Below are 18368 nucleotides of genomic sequence, written 5' to 3'. Positions count from 1 at the left end.
CGGCGTGCGCCCGGTCAGCCTTGCCGGGCGGTGGGGCGGTCGGAGGTGGGGCGGTGGCCGTCGGCCGCGTCGCCGGTACGGGTCTCGGTGCGGCGGCTGCGGGCCGGGCAGTCGCGCAGGACCAGTTCGACGACGTCCTGCGGGTTCCCGGCGCCGGAGAGCATCGTCGCGTCGATCGCGCGGTTCGCGTCGAGTGTGAGGGTGGCACGGGCCATGTGACTTCTCCTCGGGTGCGGAGCGGCAGCACGCCCGTCGGGGCGGGGTTTCACCACGGGGATACGCCGGAACCCCCGGGGAGAGGGACCAGACTCTCTCCGGGGGTGGCGGGTGGTCGGCGTTCGGGCGGACCGCCGAGAGGTGACAGATGACAGCTGACAGATGTTGAAATCTGTCAGCTGTCATCTGTTACACGTCAACTGTTACGTGTCGGCTGTCGGCTGGTACCCGTCGGCCGTCAGCCGGTTCGTCGTGCTCAGACCCGGCCGGCGAAGTCCGGGGCCCAGTTGGCGATGGTCTGCTCGCGCACGCCCGAACTCGGGTTGGCGGCCTCGACGTACTTGCCGCCGCCGACGTAGATCGCGACGTGGTAGACGCCCGAGTCCTGGCCGTTGTTGGACCAGAACAGGAGGTCGCCCGGCTGCAGGCTGTCCAGCGAGACGTGGGTGCTGGCGGCGGCCTGGTCGGCGGCGACGCGCGGGACGGAGACGCCGGCGGCGCGCAGCGCGGCCTGGGTCAGGCCGGAGCAGTCCCAGCCGCCGTTGCCGGTGCCGCCGTAGACGTAGGCCTGGCCGACCTTGGACTCGGCGAAAGAGACCGCGGCGGCCATGCTGCCGGTGGCGGCCGGGGCCGGGGCCGGGGCCGGGGCCGCGGCCTGGGTCTGGGTCTGGGCGGCCGGCTTGGCGTTCACGGAACCGCCGTTCGTGGACTGGCCGGACTTCTGCGAGCGGTTGAACCAGGTGAAGTCCGAGCCGGACTTGTCGGTGGAGGCCGACTTCGGGCCCTGGGCGTGGTCGCCGAAGGACAGGTGCTGGCCCGGGTAGATGCTGTCCGGACCGTCGGTCAGGGTGCCGCGGTTGAGCTCGTACAGCCGCTGCCAGCCGCCCTGGACGTGGTTCTTGTCGGCGATCGAGGACAGCCAGTCGCCCGCGACCACGGTGTAGTCGCCGTCCTGGGCCCACTGCTGGTGCTTCTGGGTCCAGTTGCCGGTGGCGGAGTCGGTGGTGGCGTTGGCGTCGTCCTGGGCGGGAGCGGCGGGCTTGGCGGCGGGGGCCTGGGCAGGCTTGGCAGCCGGGGCCGCGGCGGCCGGGGCGGCCGGCTTGGCGGCGGCCGAGGTGTCGACGGCAGCCGGGGCGCCGCCCTTGGTCAGGCCGGCCTGGACCGAGCACACCGGCCAGGCGCCGGGGCCCTGCGAGGCGAGGACCTTCTCGGCGACGGCGATCTGCTGGTCCTTGGTGGCCAGGTTGGCCTGCGAGGCGTACGAGGTGCCACCGAAGGCGGCCCAGGTGCTGGAGGTGAACTGCAGGCCGCCGTAGAAGCCGTTGCCGGTGTTGATGGCCCAGTTGCCGCCGCTCTCGCACTGGGCGACCTTGTCCCAGGTGGCGACGGAGGCGGCGGAGGCGGTGCCGGAGACGAGGCACGGGACGGTGAGGCCGACGCCCGCGACGCCGATGGCGGCGATCACGCGGCGGGTGCGGCTGGACAGGCGGGTGCCGTTGGTGGGCAGCATGAAGACGTGGTCCTCTCCCACGCCTGCGAGGTGAGCTGTCGGATTCGGGCTGGAGTTGCCCGGCCGCGCTTGGCGCGGCTTCACCCCTAGCCCTGAACCGTTCCGGGAACGGTCCGGGGCGACTTACCTGTGGGTCCCCCGCTCCTGCCGTGGTGCGTTTTCGCGCTGCCAGGACATCCGACGGCAGGACTCGGCGTCGCGGATGAACTGGGTCCGTGTGGTCACGAACGGGGAGCACGTTAAGCAGACTTAAGTTCAAACTGCAAACAGCTGTGACGCCCATCACGGTTTAGTGGGAACTGCCAAAATGGCGCGTATCCATGATCGTAAATGATCGTTTTTCGGCAATCGCGTTGCGGATATCCACAACTGGCTCGGTTTCAGGAATCGCGTGACGGTGCGTCGAGGTGCGCGGTGGCGCATCGGTCGAGTCGGGGGAGTGGCCGGAGTTCGAGCGCTGATGAGTGTGCTCCCCTTTTCCTTGCAAATGACGCAAGAACGGACAATCTCCATCATTGCCGCGTAGCTCCGTTAACCCCCGAAGGTTCCTGTGGCCACTGAAACTCCCGTAACCTCCACAATCGTCACAACCCCCACAAATCTCCTGTGGGGGCGCGAGGGTACGGCGAAGGGCCCGGAACGAAATCCGTTCCGGGCCCCGTGTGCGCGCCGGCGGGCGCGCGGTGTCGCTTACTGTCCGGCAGGCCCCTCGGCGGCCGCGTGGGCCCGTCGGGTGCCCTCTGCGGCCCCCTCGGCCTCGGCGGCGGCAGCCGCCTCCGCCTCGGCCCGCGCCAGCTCCTCCGGGGAGGGCGCGGGCAGCGCGGCCAGGTAGGTGGAGGCGATCAGCTGGCCGACGGTCGGGTACGCGCCCAGCGGCGCCGCCGACGGGCAGCCGGTCTCCTCGGCCGCGGTGGCGAGCAGCTCGGAGTCGGCCTCCGGCCCGATCACCAGCGGGGCCAGCGCCGGGCGCTGCGCGCCGGTCTCCCTGAGGTGGTTGACGGCCGCGGCCACCGAGCCGGGCACGTCGAGCGCGGCGGCCACGACCGGGATGGCCAGCCGGGCGGCCAGCAGCACGCCGGTGATGCCGGCCGCGGCGGCGGCGTCCTCGCCGCCGACGGTGGTCAGGACCACGCCGTCGGCGGCGGTCGCGATGGCGAACAGACGGGCTCGGTCGGCGCGCGCCAGTCCGGCCTCGGACAGTCGCACGTGCACGGCCTCGGCCAGGAGCGGGTGCGGGCCCAGTGCGTCGGTGACGGGCGCGCCGTACTCGGCAGCGAGTGCGTGGAGTTCGGGCAGGAAACCGTGCGGTCCGGGCACCAGCGGCACCAGGACGGGCATCGGCAGCCCGGCCTCGGCGGCCGTGGCCAGGAGTTCGGCGACGGTGCGCTCCTCGCCGCCCTCACCCTCGGCGGACTCGCCGGGGAGGTATCCGGCCGTGGCCTGGACGCCGTTCTGCTCGCTGCGGACGATCGAGAGCAGTTCCTCGACGACCGAGCGGGACTCGGGCCCGGCGGTCGCGGGTACGGCGAGCACCAGGGCCGGGGCGCCGGAGGGAATCTCGGGGCGCTCGGGACGACGGTGGCGCCCCCGCGCACGGGAGCCTGGAGTGCGGACGGGCAGTGGCGCGCCCGGGATGGCTGCGGTGCTCATGCCGGAGATCGTAGGACATCGGCCCGTCCGGCCTGCAGTCGGCTGCCGTACGGGTTTCGCGCAGCGGCGGTGCGGACCCGGTGTCCTCGGTGGGCCGGTCCGGGCGGTTTGCCCGCAATCCGGACATTCTTCGCCCAACCCCCGTGCGGGCGCGGGCCATTGCCTTGACGTACGCCGCGAGGCGCTGCGTTGCACCCGCGGTGCGTGAGATGTCTCACAGCCCGGAGGTCGCCTGACGGAGGGTCACGGCGGCGCGACTCCCGGCATTCGAAGATCAACATTCAGGGGGGATTCGCTCACGGCCGGTTATCGCGACCCCGACGATTCAGTCGGCTATGTCCGTTTACGTACCGTCAGGAGAAGGCCCCGTGAAGAGTTCGGGGCCGCCGGTGAAAGGCCTCGTGCACCTGCAATGTCCCGTGCTGATGCACGTGCACTGCAGCTATCATCGCGTCAAGTGAGGCGTTGTGCCGGACCGGTACGGGGCCGGTCCGTTCGTTCGGCGGTGCCGGGGGCGCCGCGCTGGACAACAACTCCGGAGCTCTTCGGGAGACTTCTATGCACGACTCGCAGGACACTCACGGCTCGCACGACACCTACAACGGGATGGCCGCGGCCGATCTCCGGGGAGTGGTCTGGCAGAAGAGCCGGCACAGCAACTCCCAGGGCAACTGCGTCGAGTTCGCGGCCCTGCCGGGCGGCGACGTGGCGATGCGCAACTCGCGCTTCCCGGACGGTCCGGCGCTCATCTACACCCGGGCCGAGATCGCCGCCCTGCTGCTGGGGGCCAAGGACGGGGAGTTCGACCACCTGGCGGTCTGACCAGCCGTCCTGTTTCACCATCGGGGGGCCGTCGTGGGTGCCGACACCACGACGGCCTTTGTCTTTTCCGCAGCCGTTTCCGCCACCGTTTTCGGAGCCGCCCCGAACGGGGCCGTTTCCGCCACCTTTTCCGGAACTGCCGTAATCGGGGCCGTTGCTTCCGGAGCCGCCGTAATCGGGGCCGCTGCTTCCGGAACTGCCGTAATCGGGGCCGTTGCTTTCGGGACCGCCGTAATCGGGGCCGTTGCTTCCGGTGCTGCCACAGCGGGGGGCGCGGTGGACACCGCCGCCCTCGGGGCCGCCGGCCGGGATCGACCACCGGCGGGGCCTGGTGCAAGCACCCGGGGCGTGGTCCTCCCGGGGTTTCCCTCGACCTGCCGCTGAGTGGTCCGTCCGACCCGCTGTCGGGTCTGACGTCCGGTCCGTCACCGGTCCTGCCGTCCGCGGCGCTGCCACCGCCGGGGCCGTCGTCCTGGCCGTTGCCGGGCACGCCGTTCGGCGTGCCACCGGAGCGGGTGCCGGTTGTGCCCTCCGACCAGGCACCGGGCGGGCCGTACGCCGCCCGGCGCTAGGCCGAGCGCCGGTGCCGTCCACCGATGTCGACCGGTCCGCCGAGCGCCTCCAGCGCCGGGCGTCCGCCGATCTCCGGGTGTCCGTCGAGCGGGCCGACCGCCGGCTCCGCCTCGAACATCGCCCAGACGACCTTGCCGCTGCCCAGCGGGTGCCAGCCCCAGGAGCGGCTGAAGGACTCCACCAGGTGCAGTCCGCGGCCGGATTCGGCGACGAAGTCCGCCTCCCGGGCCACCGGGCCGATGCTGCTCGGGTCGCTCACCGCGCAGACCACCTGGGGTGCGCGGTGCACCAGGCTTATTCGGATCGGCAGCCGACCGTCCGGGGTCGGCTGTGTGGGAAAGTCATACTCGCCCTGGGCGCCGCCCGACGGGTCGGGCCGTGCGCCGATCGCATGCCGGAGCGCGTTGGTCACTAGTTCCGAGGCCACCAGCGCGACGTCGTCGAACAGCTCCGGCAGTCCCCAGCGCTGGAGCGTGGTCCGGGCGAAGTCGCGCGCGGTTCTGACGGCTTCGAAGCGAGGAGCGAGCGTACAGGTGACCACATGGGGGTCAACCGCCAAAGCCGTACCGGTGCCCATGAAGAGCTCCTCCCATAAGGGGGCGGACACGGCTGGACCCGCCGGGGTCATGCCGGTCACCTCCGACTCGCTCGGCCGCACGGCCGCCCCCTCGACCACACGCGCGCGCACTCGAACGCCCGATGGCGCGGGGGACGCCGTCGGGCCGGTGCACGGAGTCGCGCGTGGGGTCGACGCGGAGCCCGCGGGATTGCCAGGGATGTGCAGGTGCACGTGCACCATGGTGGTGTGCGCTCACTGCAGATGCAAGAGTCGATTCACGTGCAGTCGCACTATTGGCATATGCAAGCGCCGGATGCACGTGCATCCTGGTGTGCGGAGTGCAGAACTGATAGGAACATCCGTCAGTATCGGCACCGTGAGCGCTCAACTGATGGCAGACTGTGCGCTGTTTGCCCTAGGTGGAGGTTTCGACCGCATGACCACAGTTCAGCCGGGCGGCGGCTCGATGGTCCGCCGGATCCTCCTCGGCTCGCAGTTGCGTCGCCTGCGTGAGGCGCGCGGCATCACCCGTGAGGACGCGGGCTACGCGATCCGGGCCTCCGAGTCCAAGATCAGCCGCATGGAACTCGGCCGCGTCAGCTTCAAGGAGCGCGACGTCGCCGACCTGCTCAGCCTGTACGGCGTCGACGACGGGATGGAGCGGGAGGCCCTGCTCGGCCTGGTCCGCGAAGCCAACAAGTCCGGGTGGTGGCACAGCTTCAACGACGTGCTGCCGGGCTGGTTCCAGACCTACGTCGGACTGGAGGAGGCCGCTCAGCTGATCCGCACCTACGAGGTGCAGTTCATCCCCGGGCTGCTGCAGTCCGAGGAGTACGCACGGGCGGTTTTCGGCCAGAGTCGGCCGGTCATCAGCGAGGAGGAGGTCGAGCGGCGGGTCAGCCTCCGGCTGCGCCGCCAGAAGCTGCTGGCCGAGGGTGGCAGCCCGCGCCTGTGGGCGGTCATCGACGAGGCCGCGCTGCGCCGGCCGGTCGGCGGGCCCAAGGTGATGCGCGGTCAGGTGCAGTACCTGATCGACGTCGCCGAGCAGGCCAACGTGGTGATCCAGGTCATGCCGTTCCGCTTCGGCGCGCACGCGGGCGAGTCCGGGGCGTTCACGATCCTGCGCTTCCCGGAGCAGGACCTCGCGGACGTGGTCTACCTGGAGCAGCTCACCAGCGCGCTCTACCTGGACAAGCGGGACGACGTGGACGCGTACATCCAGGTCATGGAGCGGCTCTGTGTGGACAGCCTCACGCCGGAGCGCACCATAGACCTGCTCGCCTCGATCCTGAAGGAGCGCTGAGCCGCTGCCGTTCGGACCCGCGGGCCCCTCCCCCGCGGAGCCCCCGGCAGCAGGTCGCTTGCAGGCCGCCCACCCGGCGTCAACCGCGGGCCGGCGGCCTTTCGCGTTCCGGCGGGGCGGTCTGCGGCGGGTCGCCCAGGTGCCAGGCCAGGTCGTAGCGGCGGAAGAGGTCGGCCCGGATCGGGGCCAGCGGGATCTCGGCGCCCGGCAGCAGCACTCCGATGCAGCCGCCCATCAGCGCACTGCGCAGCACCGCGTGCTCGGCGACCGGGTCCGGCGCGCCCCAGTCGCACAGCAGCCCCTGGAGGATGGCGCCGAGCTGCTGCTGCTCGGGGTCCTGGACGAAGGCGCCGGTGTCGGGGTCGAGGATCAGCGCCAGGTGGGAGCGCATCACCCGGGGGTGGTCCATCGCCAGTCCGAGCACGGCGTCGATGGCGCGGGCCAGCCGGGACTCGGGGGAGGAGCCGGGCGCCAGTTCCGCCAGCGCGGCTGACAGCGCCTGGTGCATCATCCGGTGGGTTGCGGACTGCATCAGCAGCCGTTTGCCGTCGAAGTAGTAGGAGAGCAGTCCGCGGGCGAGTCCGGCCCGTTCGGCGATGTCGGTCAGCGTGGTGCCCGCGTAACCGCGCTGGTCGACCAGTTCGAGGGTGGCCCGCATGATGCGCCGGCGGGAGCGTTGCCGCATCTCCTCATTGACCGAATCCCCGCGAGGTGCCATCGTGACTGCTCCGAACGTTCGTTGGCTCCGGGCCAATATACTTGCGAAGCCGACAGCCGCCCTGTGGAACCGTGCCCGGACGGGCACCGCCTCGGGCGGCCGGTACGAAGACGGCCGGCTCCACCAACACGGGGGTTTGGTGGAGCCGGCGCCATTGCCCGACGGCCCGGGGTCGGCTGCGGGCGGAGCCCACGGATCAGTGCTTGCTCAGGACTTCGGTCCGGGTCGTCGTCGACCCGACTGACGGATAATCATAATCAGGCACCGGCACGGGGTCTGAATTCCGGCGCCGGTCCACCAGGGCGCCGACCGCCGCGACCACCAGCCCGACCAGTGCGACCGCCGTGACGAACGCCAGCGCCGGGCGGTACCCGTCCAGCTGGGCCTGCGGGCCGTCGCCGCCCGCGCTGCCGGCTGTGATCATCGCGGTCGCCCCGGCCAGCACCACCGCGGTGCCGACCTGGATCGCGGTGTTCACCAGGCCCGAGGCCAGGCCCTGCTCCTCGTCGGCCACGCCGTCGGTGGCGGCGATGTTCACCGAGGGGAAGGCGAGCGCGAAGCCCACACCGAGCAGCAGCATCGAGGGCAGCACCAGGCCGAGGTAGGAGCTGTGCTCGTCCAGCCGCAGGAACAGGGCGAAGGCGCCGACCAGGGCCAGCAGGCCGATCGGCAGTAGCCGCCCGGTGCCGAAGCGGTCCACGATCGGGCCCATGAACGGTGCCGAGAGGGCGATGAAGGCGCCGGCCGGCAGCAGCCCGAGGGCCATCTGGAGGGCCGACCAGCCGAGCAGGTGCTGCAGGTAGAGCGTCACCACGAACTGGAAACCGCCGTACGCGCCGGTCATCGCGAAGGCGACCAGGTTGGCCCGGGCGACCGAGCCGTTGCGGAAGATGCCGAGCCGGACCAGCGGGTGGGCGGTGCGGCTCTCGACCAGCAGGAACGCCGCGGCCAGCGCGGCGACCACGACCAGCGATCCGAGCGTGCGCAGGCTCAGCCAGCCGGCGCCCTGCGCTTCGGTCACGGTGAACACCAGCAGCAGCACGGTTGCGGTGCCGGTGATCGCGCCCAGGACGTCGTAGCCGCCCTTGGCGCGCTCCTCGACCGGGCGGGGGAGCAGGCGGATCGCGAAGACCAGGGCGAGCAGTGCGACCGGGACGGGCATCAGGAAGGTCCAGCGCCAGCCGACCGAGGTGAGCAGGCCGCTCAGCACCAGGCCGAGCGAGAAGCCGCTGGCGGCGCAGGTGGTGTAGATCGACAGTGCGCGGTTGCGGGCCGGGCCCTCGGCGAAGGTGGTGGTGATGATCGACAGGCCGGCCGGGGCGGTGAAGGCGGCGCTGACGCCCTTCAGGAAGCGGGCCGCGATCAGCAGGGCGCCGTCGTCGACGAGGCCGCCGATCAGCGAGGCGGCGGCGAAGGCGCCCAGTGCGACCAGGAAGACCCGGCGGCGGCCGAGCAGGTCGGCGGCGCGGCCGCCGAGCAGTAGCAGGCCGCCGTAGCCGAGCACGTAGCCGGAGACCACCCACTGGAGGGTGGACGTGGAGAGGTCGAGTTCGGAGCCGATGGAGGGGAGGGCGACGCCCACCATCGAGACGTCCAGGGCGTCCAGGAACATGGCGGCGCAGAGCACGATCAGGGTGCCCCAGAGGCGGGGTGTCCAGTTCAGCCCGCTGGTTGACGAGGCGTCGGGTGGCGTGACGGTCGCGGTGGTCATGGGGAGGACAGTACATGCGCATGCATTCAATGCAAATGAATTAGATGTGAACGCAATAATTTACGCTGCAGGTGCTAGGGTGGCGGGGTGGCTGAACTCGACACCCCGGCGGAGGCCGGCCTGGTCGCGCAGTGGCGCGAGCTGCTGGCCCGGCATGCGACGGCCGCCTGTGCGCTCGACCGCGAGCTGGGCGACCGCTTCGGGCTGGGCATGAGCGAGTTCGAGGTGCTGGAACGCCTCGTCGAGGGGTGCGCCGCCGGCGGCGGTCACGCGCTGCGGGTGAGCGAACTCGCACCCACCGTCCACCTCAGCCAGAGCGCGCTCTCCCGGCTGATCGCCCGACTGGAGAAGGCCGGACTGGTCACCCGGGCGATGTGCGAGAGCGACAGGCGGGGCATCGTCCTCACCCTCACCGAGGCCGGCCGGGAACGCTACGAACAGGCCAGGCCGCTGCACCGCGAAGTGCTGGGGCTCACTCTCGGCGGCGGCCCCGGAAAGGCCTGCGAAGTCCCGTCGGACTGACCGGGCGCACCCCCCTGATCGGCAGGGCAGCCGTAACCGGCGGCTCGTCAAATCGTTGTGCGCCGATGCGGGCCGGTCGGCTCAGAGCAGCGAACGCAGGCCCGGGGCGACCGCCAACAGGACCACCACGGCGGGTGCCGCGAGGGCCGCGACGGTGAGCCGGAGCCGGTGCGGAACGGAGAGCCGCGGCCGGCCGGCGAGGAGCCGGTCCACCCGCTTCGGGGACTGCGCCAGACCGGGCGGACAGGAACCGAACACCCCGCGATCCAGGTTGAGTTCGGCCAGCGCGAGGGCAGTGGTGTGCCGACCGTGCCGACGGGCGGCGCGGTCGTCGGCCGCCAGCTCGACCAACTCCGACACCTGGTCCCGGAAGGCGCTGAACACGCCCACGCCGGGGAAGCCGGAGGCCAGCGCCTGCGCGAACTGCTGCAGCCAGTGGTGCCGGGCCCGGACGTGGCCGCGCTCGTGGCTCAGCACGGCGGCCAGCTCCCGGTCGGTCAGCTGCTGGAGGGCGCCGGTGGTGACCACCAGACGGGAGTTCGGACCGGGCAGCGACCACGCCTCCGGGCGGACGTTCTCCAGCACCACCAGGCGCTCCCGGTCGCTCCGGGCGGCCTCGATCGATTCCGGCAACTCAGGTGCACGGGTCGCCAGTTGGGCGTGCCGGCGGTCGCGTAGCGCCTTGGCCGTGTGGACCTCCCTGGTGAGCGCCAGCACCGTCTGCACCGCGCCGGCGGCCAGCACCGCGGCGCACAGCCGGCCCCAGCCCTCGGCGCCCTGGAGGCCGTACGCCGCCTCCACGCCGTGCGGCGCGCCCGAGAACACCAGGGCGCGCAGCTCCGGGAGGGCGGCGGAGGCGGCCAGCACCAGGCCCAGTGCACAGCACAGCAGCACCGCCACCACGAGGCACTGCCACACCAGCAGTGCCAGCACCGGTTCGCGCTCCACCCAGCGGGCCCGGGCCAGCAGCCGGGGCGCGACAGTCGAGAGCATCAGTCCGAGCAGCAGCAGGCCGATCAGGGCAGGCATCGCATGGGCTCCCCGAGTACGCACGGAACGCGACAGCGCGCTCCCCGCCAACCTATGTGCCGCCGACGCCCGGTGGAACGGCTTTCGACCGGCCAGTGACCAACGCCACGCGGGCGGCCGGGTCTCGGCGCGGGGGCCGGCGCGGGGGCCGGCGCGGGGGTGGGCGCGTCACATCGTCAGGAGCATGGCGAACATGCCGATGCCCATGGTCAGTCGGCAGGCCTGTGGCAGTCCGGCGGTGCCGACCGCGAGGGTGCCCGACGACGTGCGCAGCAGCCGACTGCCGGCCCAGACGGTGTATCCGCCGAAGTAGAGGAGCAGGGCGCCGGTCAGCGGCGGGACGCCCGGGCCGGCCGCGTGGTGGTGCTCGCCGCCGGAGGTGGCCGCCATCGCGAGGGCCATGTACGTCATGGCGAGCGCGCCGACCGCGTGGTGCAGCCGGTGGGCCCGGCCGACGGAGGCGTGGACGGCGGCGAGCAGGAAGGCGGTGGCCGGGAGGCCGAACAGTGCAGCCCAGACGGCAGGCGGGACGGTGGCGCCGGCGACGGCCATCGCGGCCATGCCCAGCCCCATCAGGGCCTCGGCGGCGTCCGATTCCCGGGCGAGCGGGCGGTGCGCGTCGGTCGGGGCGTCCACGGCGCACGGGGACCGCCGCAGTCGGACCAGGCAGGATGCGCCGGCGGCGGCGGTGAGGAGGGCGAGGAGCCAGTTGACCAGGATGGGTCCGTGCAACGGCGGCCTCCCGGGGCGGTGGGCGACGGGGGTGGCGAGCGGCGAACAGCGGCCGGAGAGCGGCGAACAGATTTCAGCGAACAGATGATGAAATCTGTCAGCTGACATCTGTCGGTTGTCATCTGTTCGTCGGCTTGCCGGCCCTGTGCGCGGCGACGATCGTTTGCTCCACGATCACCGCTGGCGGCCGGGCGCGGCCAGGGCGCGTACAGGGGCGCACAGTGGTGCCCGCCGTGGTGAAGCCGTGGCCGTGCCCCCGCCGTCCGGTGGCGCCCGTTCTCCGCCTCGCCCTCTGCCTCGCCCTCCGGCCCGTTCTCCGTGCCGCTCTCCCCGTCCTCGCCCTCCCGCCCCTGCGCTCCTCCCGCTCTTCCCCTCCTCCCGCTCTCCCCTTCCTCTGCGGCTCAGCCCTGGAGCCGCCCCGAGGCGACCACCCGGCTGAGGAACTGCCGGGTCCGCTCCTCCCGCGGATCGCCGAACACCTGCTCCGGCGGCCCCTGTTCGAGCACCACCCCGCCGTCGAGGAAGCACACCTGGTCGGCGACCTCGCGCGCGAAGCCCATCTCGTGCGTGGAGAGGACCATCGTCATCCCCTGGTCCTTGAGGTCCCGCACCACCGACAGGACCTCCCCGACCAGCACCGGGTCGAGCGCCGCGGTGATCTCGTCCAGGAGCAGCAGCCGGGGCCCGGTGGCCAGCGCCCGCACGATGGCGACGCGCTGCTGCTGTCCGCCGGAGAGCCGGTCCGGGTACTCGGCGGCCTTGGCCGCCAGCCCGAGCCGGTCGAGCAGGTGCAGCGCCCGGGCCTCCGCCTCGGCCCGCCCGACGCCGTGCACCCGGCGCGGCGCCAGCGTGACGTTCTCCAGCACGGTCATGTGCGGGAACAGGTTGTACGACTGGAACACCACCCCGATCCGGCGCCGTACGGCGTCCTCGTCGGTGCGCGGATCGGTGATCTCCTCGCCGTCGAGGAAGACCGCGCCGTCGTCGATGCCCTCCAGCAGGTTGACGCACCGCATCAGCGTGGACTTCCCGGAGCCGGAGGCCCCGATCAGCGCCGTGACCGAGTGCTCGGGGACGGCGAGGTCCACGTCGCGCAGCACCACCTGGGTGCCGAAGGCCTTGCGCACCGATTCCAGCCGGAGCACCTCCGCCGTCACACCGCACCTCCCTGGAATTGCCGCCGGTTCATCCGCGCGGTCAGCCAGTCGGCGATCCGGGTCAGCGGAACGGTCAACACGATGAACACCAGCCCCGCGAGCAGGTACGGCGTGAAGTTGAAGGACCGCGACGCGATGATCTTTGCCGCGTACACCGCGTCGATCGCGCCGCCGATCGAGACCAGCCCGGTGTCCTTCTGCAGGCTCACCAGGTTGTTGAGCAGCGGCGGCACGACCCGCCGGACGGCCTGCGGCAGCACCACGTACCGCATGGCCTGGGCGTTGGTCAGCCCCAGCGACCGCGCCGCCGCCCGCTGGCTCGGGTGCACCGACTCGATGCCGGAGCGGAACACCTCCGACACGTAGGCCGAGTACGTCAGCACCAGCGCCGCCCCGCCCAGGAGCAGCGGATCGGTGGTCACCCCGGTCAGCCGGAGCGCCGGCACCCCGGTGATCATCACCAGCAGGCAGATGATCATCGGTAGCCCGAGGAAGAAGTCCACGTACGCGGTGGCCAGCAGCCGCACCGGCAGGAACACCGGTCCGCGCAGTGTCCGCAGCACCGCGAGCAGCAGGCCGAGCACCAGGATCAGCACCCCGCAGCCGAGCATCAGCTCCAGGTTCACCCGCAGCCCCCGCAGTACCTCGGGCAGCGCCTGCCGGGCGTAGTCGAGGTTGAAGAAGGTCCGCCGGGTCACCTCCCAGCCGGGGGAGTTGACGACCAGCAGGTAGAGCGCGACGGCCGTCGCCAGGGTCGACGAGGCGGCGATCAGTGCCGAGCGGCGGGCCCGGCCGCGCCGGTACGCCTCGTGCGAGAGGCGCCGCGCGGACGGGCGGTAGCCCTCGTCCGCTGCGGCGGCCGTGACCCCGGCGTCCTTCGGGAACACAGCGGCGCCCGGGTCCTTCGCGGGCCCCGGTGCGCCTCCGTCCTTCGCTGCCCCGGCGTGGCCGGCCGCCGTCGCGTCCCCGCTCACACCGGGGCTCGTGCCGGCGCTCACCTCAGCACCGGTGCCGAGACGGCGTCGGAGAGCCACTGCTTCTCCAGCTTCGCCAGCGTGCCGTCCGAGCGCAGCGCGTCCACCGCCTGCGACACGCAACCGGTCAGCTTGGAGCCCTTGTCCAGCACCAGGCCGAACTGCTCGCCCTGCGAGGCCGTCTCGAACTGACCCACCACCTGGGCTTCGGGCACCTCGGCGCCGGTGATGTAGAAGGCGGTCGGCAAGTCCACCACCAGGGCCTCGATCTGGCCGTTCCTCAGTGCGGCCTTGGCCAGGTCGTTGGAGTCGAAGACGGCCGGCCGGCCGGTCGGCTTGATGGTGCCGGTGATGGTGTCCAGGCTGGTGGTGCCGACCTGCGCGCCGAGCTTGGCGTCCTTCAGGTCGGCGATGCTCTTCGCGGCCGCCGCCTTGGAGTTCTTCAGCGCGATGACGGCCTGGCGCACGTCGTAGTAGCCGGAGGAGAAGTCCACCGCCTGCTTGCGCTCGGCGCTGATGGACACCTGGTTGACGTCGAAGTCGAAGTCCTTGGCACCCGGTGCGGTGGCCTTGCCGAACGGTGCGACGACCCAGTCGACCTTGCCCTTCGGGTAGCCCAGCTTCTCGGCCACGGCGTAGGCGACGGCGGATTCGAAGCCCTTGCCGTTCTCCGGCTTGTCCTCGGTGAACCAGGGGTCGTACGCGGGCTTGTCGGTGCCGATGGTCAGCGTCCCGGCCGTCCGCGTCGCCAGCGCGCCCGGCGCGCAGCCCGCCGCCGTGCCGACCGTGCCCTGGGCGCCGGAGGCGGTGTCGGACTTCGGGTCCTGCGGCGCGCACGCGCTCAGCGCGGCCGCGGCGGCGACCAGCACGGCGAGGGACAGTACGGCGGACGGCTTGCGGAGGGTCATGGCGGGGCTCCAGGAGAAGGACCGGGCGTGACGGGTCGGGCGACCGGTCGCACGGGGCGGGGCGCGTGGTGCGGGCCGGGTGGCGCGGTTCGGTGGTGCGGAAGGGCGCGGCGGGACGGGCCGGTTCCCGGCGGGTCACTTCCCCCCAGTGGCGGCGCCGGAACACACACGGCATGGTCGGCGTACGGGCCCACGCCCGCGGCGCCCGTCGAGCGGGATCGGCAGCGGCCGGATCGACGGCGGCCGGGCGGCGGCCGGTGGCCGGATCAGCAGCAGCGGCAACAGCGGCAGCGGAGGGCGTCGGCGCGACGGCGACAGCAGGAGCCGGCGTGCCGACGGGAGGGCAGCCGGAACGGGCTGTCGTGGCGTACGGCCACCGTGATCACCGCCGGGAACATGCCGGGAGGTTCGCATCAGCGCGGCGCATCTGTCCAGAACATCCAGATCAATGTCCACATCCCGGACACCGGGCTTCCTGGCACAGGTTTTCGGGCCGGAGCGCCGCGTCGCCGCAGCTTTGCCTGTCCGGACCCCCTTGAACGGGAGAACCTTTCGTACATATGGTGTCCTCGTTGAAATAACTCCTGTCGAAGTGAGTCCACGATGCAGAATCTTTCGCCAAGGCTCGCTGCGGCGGCCGACGCCCCGGTCTCGACCCTCGCCGGCCACCCGGCCTGGCTGCGCCTGAAGGAGGCCGTCGAGACCCTGCGCCCGCTGCAGTCCAAGGACGGCTCGATCGACCTGGCCGCCGTCCAGCGGCACACCGTCGACCCGCTGGTCGCCTCCGTCCGCGCCGCCGTCGAGGAGCTCGCCCCGAACTTCCCGCACGACGCCGCGTACCTCGCCGCCGTCGACGCGGACCTCGCCAAGTGGGCCGACACCGGCTACCGCGAGCCCGACTTCCTGGACTCGCTGCTCGCCTTCCAGCCCGCCGACCAGCGTGAGGACGGCCTGGAGCACCTGGTCGTCTTCCCGATGTACACCCAGAACGGCAACCCGGACCGCAACCTGGAAGCCGTCCTGCTGCGCGTCGTGTGGCCCGACTGGCTGGCCGAGCTGGAGCGCACCCGCTTCGACAACCCGATGTTCGTGCCGATCACCTTCACGGACTTCACGGCCGGTTACGACACCAACTCCGCCGTGCTCTTCCCCGAGACCGTGTCCGTGCGCAAGGCGCCGGAACGTTTCACCTGGGGCGGCATCTTCTGCGACCGCGAGGCCGCCCGCTTCCGCGCCGTCTCCACCAGCGCCGTCCAGCAGCTCGGCCTGGAGATCCCGGCCGACGCCGAGGGCCTGCTCCGGGACCAGCAGCGCGCGCAGGAGACCTTCGTCCTGTGGGACCTCGTCCACGACCGCACCCACAGCCACGGCGACCTGCCGTTCGACCCCTTCATGATCAAGCAGCGCAGCCCGTTCTGGATGTACGGCCTGGAGGAGCTCCGCTGCGACCTCACCACCTTCAAGGAGGCGGTGCAGCTGGAGACCGAGGGCAACCCGCACGCCCGCGACGTCCAGTACGCGATCCTCTTCGACCGGATGTTCCGCTTCCCGGTCAGCGGCGACCGCGTGCGCAACTACGACGGCCTCGGCGGCCAGCTGCTCTTCGCCTACCTGCACAAGCACGACGCGCTGCGCTGGCGCGACAACCGCCTCAGCATCGACTGGGAGCGCGCGCCGCAGGTCACCAACGGCCTGTGCGCAGAGATCGAGAAGCTGTACCGCGACGGCATCGACCGGCCCAAGCCGGCCCACTGGATCGCCGCCTACGAGCTGGTCTCCCGGTACCTCACCCCGCACCCGGCCTCGACCTGGGCGAAGGGCGCCGAGGCCCTCCCGCTCGACATCACCGACGGCAAGGCCCTCAACAAGGCCCTGTGCGACGCCGTGCTCCCGGACGAGTTCCCGCTGAGCATGTTCTACGAAGCCCTCAACAAGAAGCTGAGCGGCGTCATCGCCTCCACCACCGGCATCACCGGTAACGGCATCCAGGGAGTCGCCGCGTGACCACGTCCACCAACGCCCCGCTGTCCGGCAAGGTCATCGCCGTCGCCGGAGCCAGCGGCCCGGCCGGCCGCGCCGTGCTGCGCCGCCTCGCCGCCGACGGTGCCACCGTGATCGGCGCCGACATCGACGCCCAGCGCCTGGAGTCCGCCCTGGACGCCACCCGGGTGGCCGTGCGCGGAGCCAAGGTCAGCGGCCAGGTCATCGACCTGCTCGACCCGCAGGAGGTCCACGACTGGGCCGACCACCTGGAGTCCGAGCACGGCCACGTCGACGGCCTCTTCCACCTGGTCGGTGGCTGGCGCGGCAGCAAGACCTTCTTCGACTCCCGGCTGGATGACTGGGACTTCCTGCACGACACCGTCGTGCGCACCCTCCAGCACACCTCGCTGGCCTTCCAGCCCGCGCTGGTCCGGAGCCCCGCCGGCCGCTACGCGATGATCTCCGCCTCGGCCGCGCACAAGCCCACCGCCGGCGGCGCCGCCTACGCGGCCGCCAAGGCCGCCACCGAGGCGTGGACCCTCGCCATGGCCGACTCCTTCAAGAAGGAGACCACCGACCCGGACGGCGAGCCCACCGCGGCGGCTGCGATCCTGGTGATCAAGGCGCTGGTCAGTCCCGAGATGCGGGCCGAGAAGCCGGAGGCGAAGTTCGCCGGCTTCACCGACACCGCCGACCTCGCCGACCACCTGGCGGGCCTCTGGGACCGCCCCGCAGCAGAACTGAACGGACAGCACCTGTGGCTGACAGCCCGATGACCGATCTCTCCCGTACGGACGCGGTACGGCGGCACGACCCCGCCGTCCGCGGCTTCGCCAGCGACAACTACGCCGGCGTGCACCCGGAGGTCCTCGCCGCGATCGCCCTCGCCAACGGCGGCCACCAGGTCGCCTACGGCGAGGACGACTACACGGCCCACCTCCAGGACGTCTTCCGCCGTCACTTCGGAGACAAGGCCGAGGCCTACCCGGTCTTCAACGGCACCGGCGCCAACGTGGTCGCCCTCCAGTCGCTGCTCCCGCGCTGGGGCGCCGTGGTCTGCGCCGAGAGTGCCCACATCCACGTGGACGAGGGCGGCGCCCCGGAGAAGATGGGCGGCATCAAGCTGCTCACCGTCCCCACCCCGGACGGCAAGCTCACCCCCGAGCTGCTCGACCAGCAGGCCTGGGGCTACGGCGACGAGCACCGCGCGCAGCCGCTCGCGGTCTCCATCACCCAGAGCACCGAGCTCGGCACCCTCTACACCGCCGACGAGATCCGCGCGATCACCGAGCACGCCCACGAGCTGGGCATGCTCGTCCACGTCGACGGTTCGCGCCTGGCCAACGCCGCCGCGTCGCTCGGCCAGCCGCTGCGCGCCTTCACGACCGACGTGGGCGTCGATGTGCTGTCGTTCGGCGGCACGAAGAACGGCCTGCTGTTCGGCGAGGTCGTGGTGGTGCTCAACCCCGAGCGGGTCCGCAACATCAAGTACCTGCGCAAGACCTCGATGCAGCTGGCCTCGAAGATGCGCTTCGTCTCGGTCCAGTTCGAGGCCCTGCTTTCCGGTGACCTCTACCTCCGCAACGCCGGCCACGCCAACGCCATGGCCAGCCGCCTGGAGGCCGCGGTCCGGAACATCGACGGTGTCGAGGTCGTCCGCCCGGTCCAGGCGAACGCGGTGTTCGCGATCCTCCCGCGCGAGGTGAGCGAGCGGCTCCAGAAGCGCTACCGCTTCTACTTCTGGAACGAGCACACCGGTGAGGTGCGCTGGATGTGCGCCTTCGACACCACGGAGGCCGACATCGACGCCTTCGCGGCGGCCATCGCCGAGGAGATGGGCCGCGCCTGACGGTGCTCGAACGACGAATCGCCCCTGCCCGGGAGCCCGGGCAGGGGCGATTTGCATGTGGCGGGTCCGTCCCCGTACAGTTCCGGAGTCGCCGCGGGAGACCGGGGCGCAAAGCGGAAAGCAAATCCGATGAATGAAACTCCGGAAAACGG

General features: G+C 71.8%; 17 protein-coding genes and 1 riboswitch. Of the genes, 6 read left to right on the top strand and 11 right to left on the bottom strand.

The genetic code is table 11. The features are described from left to right. Positions 1-14: 14 nt before the first annotated feature. The 3 genes from AB0D10_RS02200 to AB0D10_RS02190 form a co-directional block, all read right to left on the bottom strand. Positions 15-215 (bottom strand): DUF2191 domain-containing protein, encoded by a 201-nt coding sequence (locus AB0D10_RS02200; protein WP_360249787.1) that lies wholly within the window; start codon positions 213-215, stop codon positions 15-17. Positions 216-472: 257 nt separating this feature from the next. Next, on the bottom strand, positions 473-1747 hold the full coding sequence (locus AB0D10_RS02195; protein ID WP_360249784.1) for a transglycosylase family protein: 1275 nt from the start codon (positions 1745-1747) through the stop codon (positions 473-475). Next, a riboswitch (cyclic di-AMP (ydaO/yuaA leader) is annotated at positions 1734-1891 on the bottom strand. Its footprint overlaps the gene before it by 14 nt. 525 nt (positions 1892-2416) lie before the next feature. Then, a complete protein-coding gene (locus AB0D10_RS02190) occupies positions 2417-3376 on the bottom strand; it encodes a hypothetical protein (protein ID WP_360249781.1) in 960 nt (319 codons plus the stop codon). Positions 3377-3934: 558 nt separating this feature from the next. On the opposite strand from AB0D10_RS02190, the gene AB0D10_RS02185 reads away from it, so the two are divergent. Beyond that, a complete protein-coding gene (locus AB0D10_RS02185; protein ID WP_360249778.1) occupies positions 3935-4198 on the top strand; it encodes a DUF397 domain-containing protein in 264 nt (87 codons plus the stop codon). 568 nt (positions 4199-4766) lie between these two features. On the opposite strand, the gene AB0D10_RS02180 is transcribed toward AB0D10_RS02185, so the two are convergent. Then, positions 4767-5348 (bottom strand): ATP-binding protein, encoded by a 582-nt coding sequence (locus AB0D10_RS02180; RefSeq protein ID WP_360249775.1) that lies wholly within the window; start codon positions 5346-5348, stop codon positions 4767-4769. A gap of 418 nt (positions 5349-5766) precedes the next feature. On the opposite strand from AB0D10_RS02180, the gene AB0D10_RS02175 reads away from it, so the two are divergent. Then, the gene (locus AB0D10_RS02175; RefSeq protein WP_360249772.1) at positions 5767-6633 is read left to right on the top strand and encodes a helix-turn-helix transcriptional regulator; all 867 of its coding nucleotides are present in this window, start codon (positions 5767-5769) and stop codon (positions 6631-6633) included. 79 nt (positions 6634-6712) lie between these two features. Here AB0D10_RS02175 and AB0D10_RS02170 read toward each other — a convergent pair whose 3' ends face one another. Both AB0D10_RS02170 and AB0D10_RS02165 read right to left on the bottom strand, forming a co-directional pair. Further along, positions 6713-7318, bottom strand: a complete 606-nt coding sequence (locus tag AB0D10_RS02170; RefSeq protein ID WP_360249769.1) for a helix-turn-helix domain-containing protein — start codon at positions 7316-7318, stop codon at positions 6713-6715. A gap of 229 nt (positions 7319-7547) precedes the next feature. Next, on the bottom strand, positions 7548-9062 hold the full coding sequence (locus tag AB0D10_RS02165; protein ID WP_360249767.1) for an MFS transporter: 1515 nt from the start codon (positions 9060-9062) through the stop codon (positions 7548-7550). A gap of 87 nt (positions 9063-9149) precedes the next feature. On the opposite strand from AB0D10_RS02165, the gene AB0D10_RS02160 reads away from it, so the two are divergent. Continuing rightward, complete coding sequence (locus AB0D10_RS02160) at positions 9150-9584, top strand: MarR family transcriptional regulator (protein ID WP_360249764.1); 435 nt, start codon at positions 9150-9152, stop codon at positions 9582-9584. Positions 9585-9665: 81 nt separating this feature from the next. Here AB0D10_RS02160 and AB0D10_RS02155 read toward each other — a convergent pair whose 3' ends face one another. The 5 genes from AB0D10_RS02155 to AB0D10_RS02135 form a co-directional block, all read right to left on the bottom strand. Next, positions 9666-10613 carry a M56 family metallopeptidase gene (locus AB0D10_RS02155; protein WP_360249762.1) on the bottom strand — a complete coding sequence of 316 codons (948 nt, stop codon included), beginning with the start codon at positions 10611-10613 and terminating at the stop codon, positions 9666-9668. A 168-nt stretch (positions 10614-10781) separates the two neighbouring features. Then, positions 10782-11345, bottom strand: a complete 564-nt coding sequence (locus tag AB0D10_RS02150) for a DUF5134 domain-containing protein (RefSeq protein ID WP_360249759.1) — start codon at positions 11343-11345, stop codon at positions 10782-10784. A gap of 401 nt (positions 11346-11746) precedes the next feature. Further along, positions 11747-12502: an amino acid ABC transporter ATP-binding protein gene (locus AB0D10_RS02145; protein WP_360249756.1), complete on the bottom strand. Its 756-nt coding sequence runs from the start codon at positions 12500-12502 to the stop codon at positions 11747-11749. Then, a complete protein-coding gene (locus AB0D10_RS02140; RefSeq protein WP_360249753.1) occupies positions 12499-13389 on the bottom strand; it encodes an amino acid ABC transporter permease in 891 nt (296 codons plus the stop codon). The genes AB0D10_RS02145 and AB0D10_RS02140 overlap by 4 nt, the downstream gene beginning before the upstream one ends. A 107-nt stretch (positions 13390-13496) precedes the next feature. After that, positions 13497-14384, bottom strand: a complete 888-nt coding sequence (locus AB0D10_RS02135; protein ID WP_360249750.1) for an ABC transporter substrate-binding protein — start codon at positions 14382-14384, stop codon at positions 13497-13499. Positions 14385-14987: 603 nt separating this feature from the next. On the opposite strand from AB0D10_RS02135, the gene AB0D10_RS02130 reads away from it, so the two are divergent. From AB0D10_RS02130 to AB0D10_RS02120, 3 genes are read left to right on the top strand one after another with little or no spacing between them, the layout of a single operon-like run. Then, on the top strand, positions 14988-16388 hold the full coding sequence (locus AB0D10_RS02130; RefSeq protein ID WP_360249747.1) for a DUF6421 family protein: 1401 nt from the start codon (positions 14988-14990) through the stop codon (positions 16386-16388). Beyond that, a complete protein-coding gene (locus AB0D10_RS02125; protein ID WP_360249744.1) occupies positions 16385-17143 on the top strand; it encodes an SDR family NAD(P)-dependent oxidoreductase in 759 nt (252 codons plus the stop codon). Before AB0D10_RS02130 ends, AB0D10_RS02125 begins: the two co-directional genes overlap by 4 nt. Continuing rightward, the gene (locus tag AB0D10_RS02120) at positions 17140-18216 is read left to right on the top strand and encodes a low specificity L-threonine aldolase (protein ID WP_360250614.1); all 1077 of its coding nucleotides are present in this window, start codon (positions 17140-17142) and stop codon (positions 18214-18216) included. The genes AB0D10_RS02125 and AB0D10_RS02120 overlap by 4 nt, the downstream gene beginning before the upstream one ends. The last annotated feature ends 152 nt before the right edge of the window (positions 18217-18368 follow it).

Source organism: Kitasatospora sp. NPDC048545 (assembly GCF_040651155.1).
In the GTDB taxonomy this organism is placed as follows: domain Bacteria; phylum Actinomycetota; class Actinomycetes; order Streptomycetales; family Streptomycetaceae; genus Kitasatospora.
Note: the sequence above shows the minus strand (reverse complement) of the source record. Positions and strands in the feature narration are given on the sequence as shown.

Bases quoted from the DNA above. Each gene is read 5' to 3' on its own strand.
- AB0D10_RS02200 (WP_360249787.1), bottom strand. From the start codon at position 215: ATGGCCCGTGCCACCCTCACACTCGACGCGAACCGCGCGATCGACGCG.
- AB0D10_RS02130 (WP_360249747.1), top strand. From the start codon at position 14,988: ATGCAGAATCTTTCGCCAAGGCTCGCTGCGGCGGCCGACGCCCCGGTC.
- AB0D10_RS02175 (WP_360249772.1), top strand. From the start codon at position 5,767: ATGACCACAGTTCAGCCGGGCGGCGGCTCGATGGTCCGCCGGATCCTC.
- AB0D10_RS02135 (WP_360249750.1), bottom strand. From the start codon at position 14,384: ATGACCCTCCGCAAGCCGTCCGCCGTACTGTCCCTCGCCGTGCTGGTC.
- AB0D10_RS02170 (WP_360249769.1), bottom strand. From the start codon at position 7,318: ATGCGGCAACGCTCCCGCCGGCGCATCATGCGGGCCACCCTCGAACTG.
- AB0D10_RS02120 (WP_360250614.1), top strand. From the start codon at position 17,140: ATGACCGATCTCTCCCGTACGGACGCGGTACGGCGGCACGACCCCGCC.
- AB0D10_RS02185 (WP_360249778.1), top strand. From the start codon at position 3,935: ATGCACGACTCGCAGGACACTCACGGCTCGCACGACACCTACAACGGG.
- AB0D10_RS02180 (WP_360249775.1), bottom strand. From the start codon at position 5,348: ATGGGCACCGGTACGGCTTTGGCGGTTGACCCCCATGTGGTCACCTGT.
- AB0D10_RS02165 (WP_360249767.1), bottom strand. From the start codon at position 9,062: ATGACCACCGCGACCGTCACGCCACCCGACGCCTCGTCAACCAGCGGG.
- AB0D10_RS02190 (WP_360249781.1), bottom strand. From the start codon at position 3,376: ATGAGCACCGCAGCCATCCCGGGCGCGCCACTGCCCGTCCGCACTCCA.
- AB0D10_RS02155 (WP_360249762.1), bottom strand. From the start codon at position 10,613: ATGCCTGCCCTGATCGGCCTGCTGCTGCTCGGACTGATGCTCTCGACT.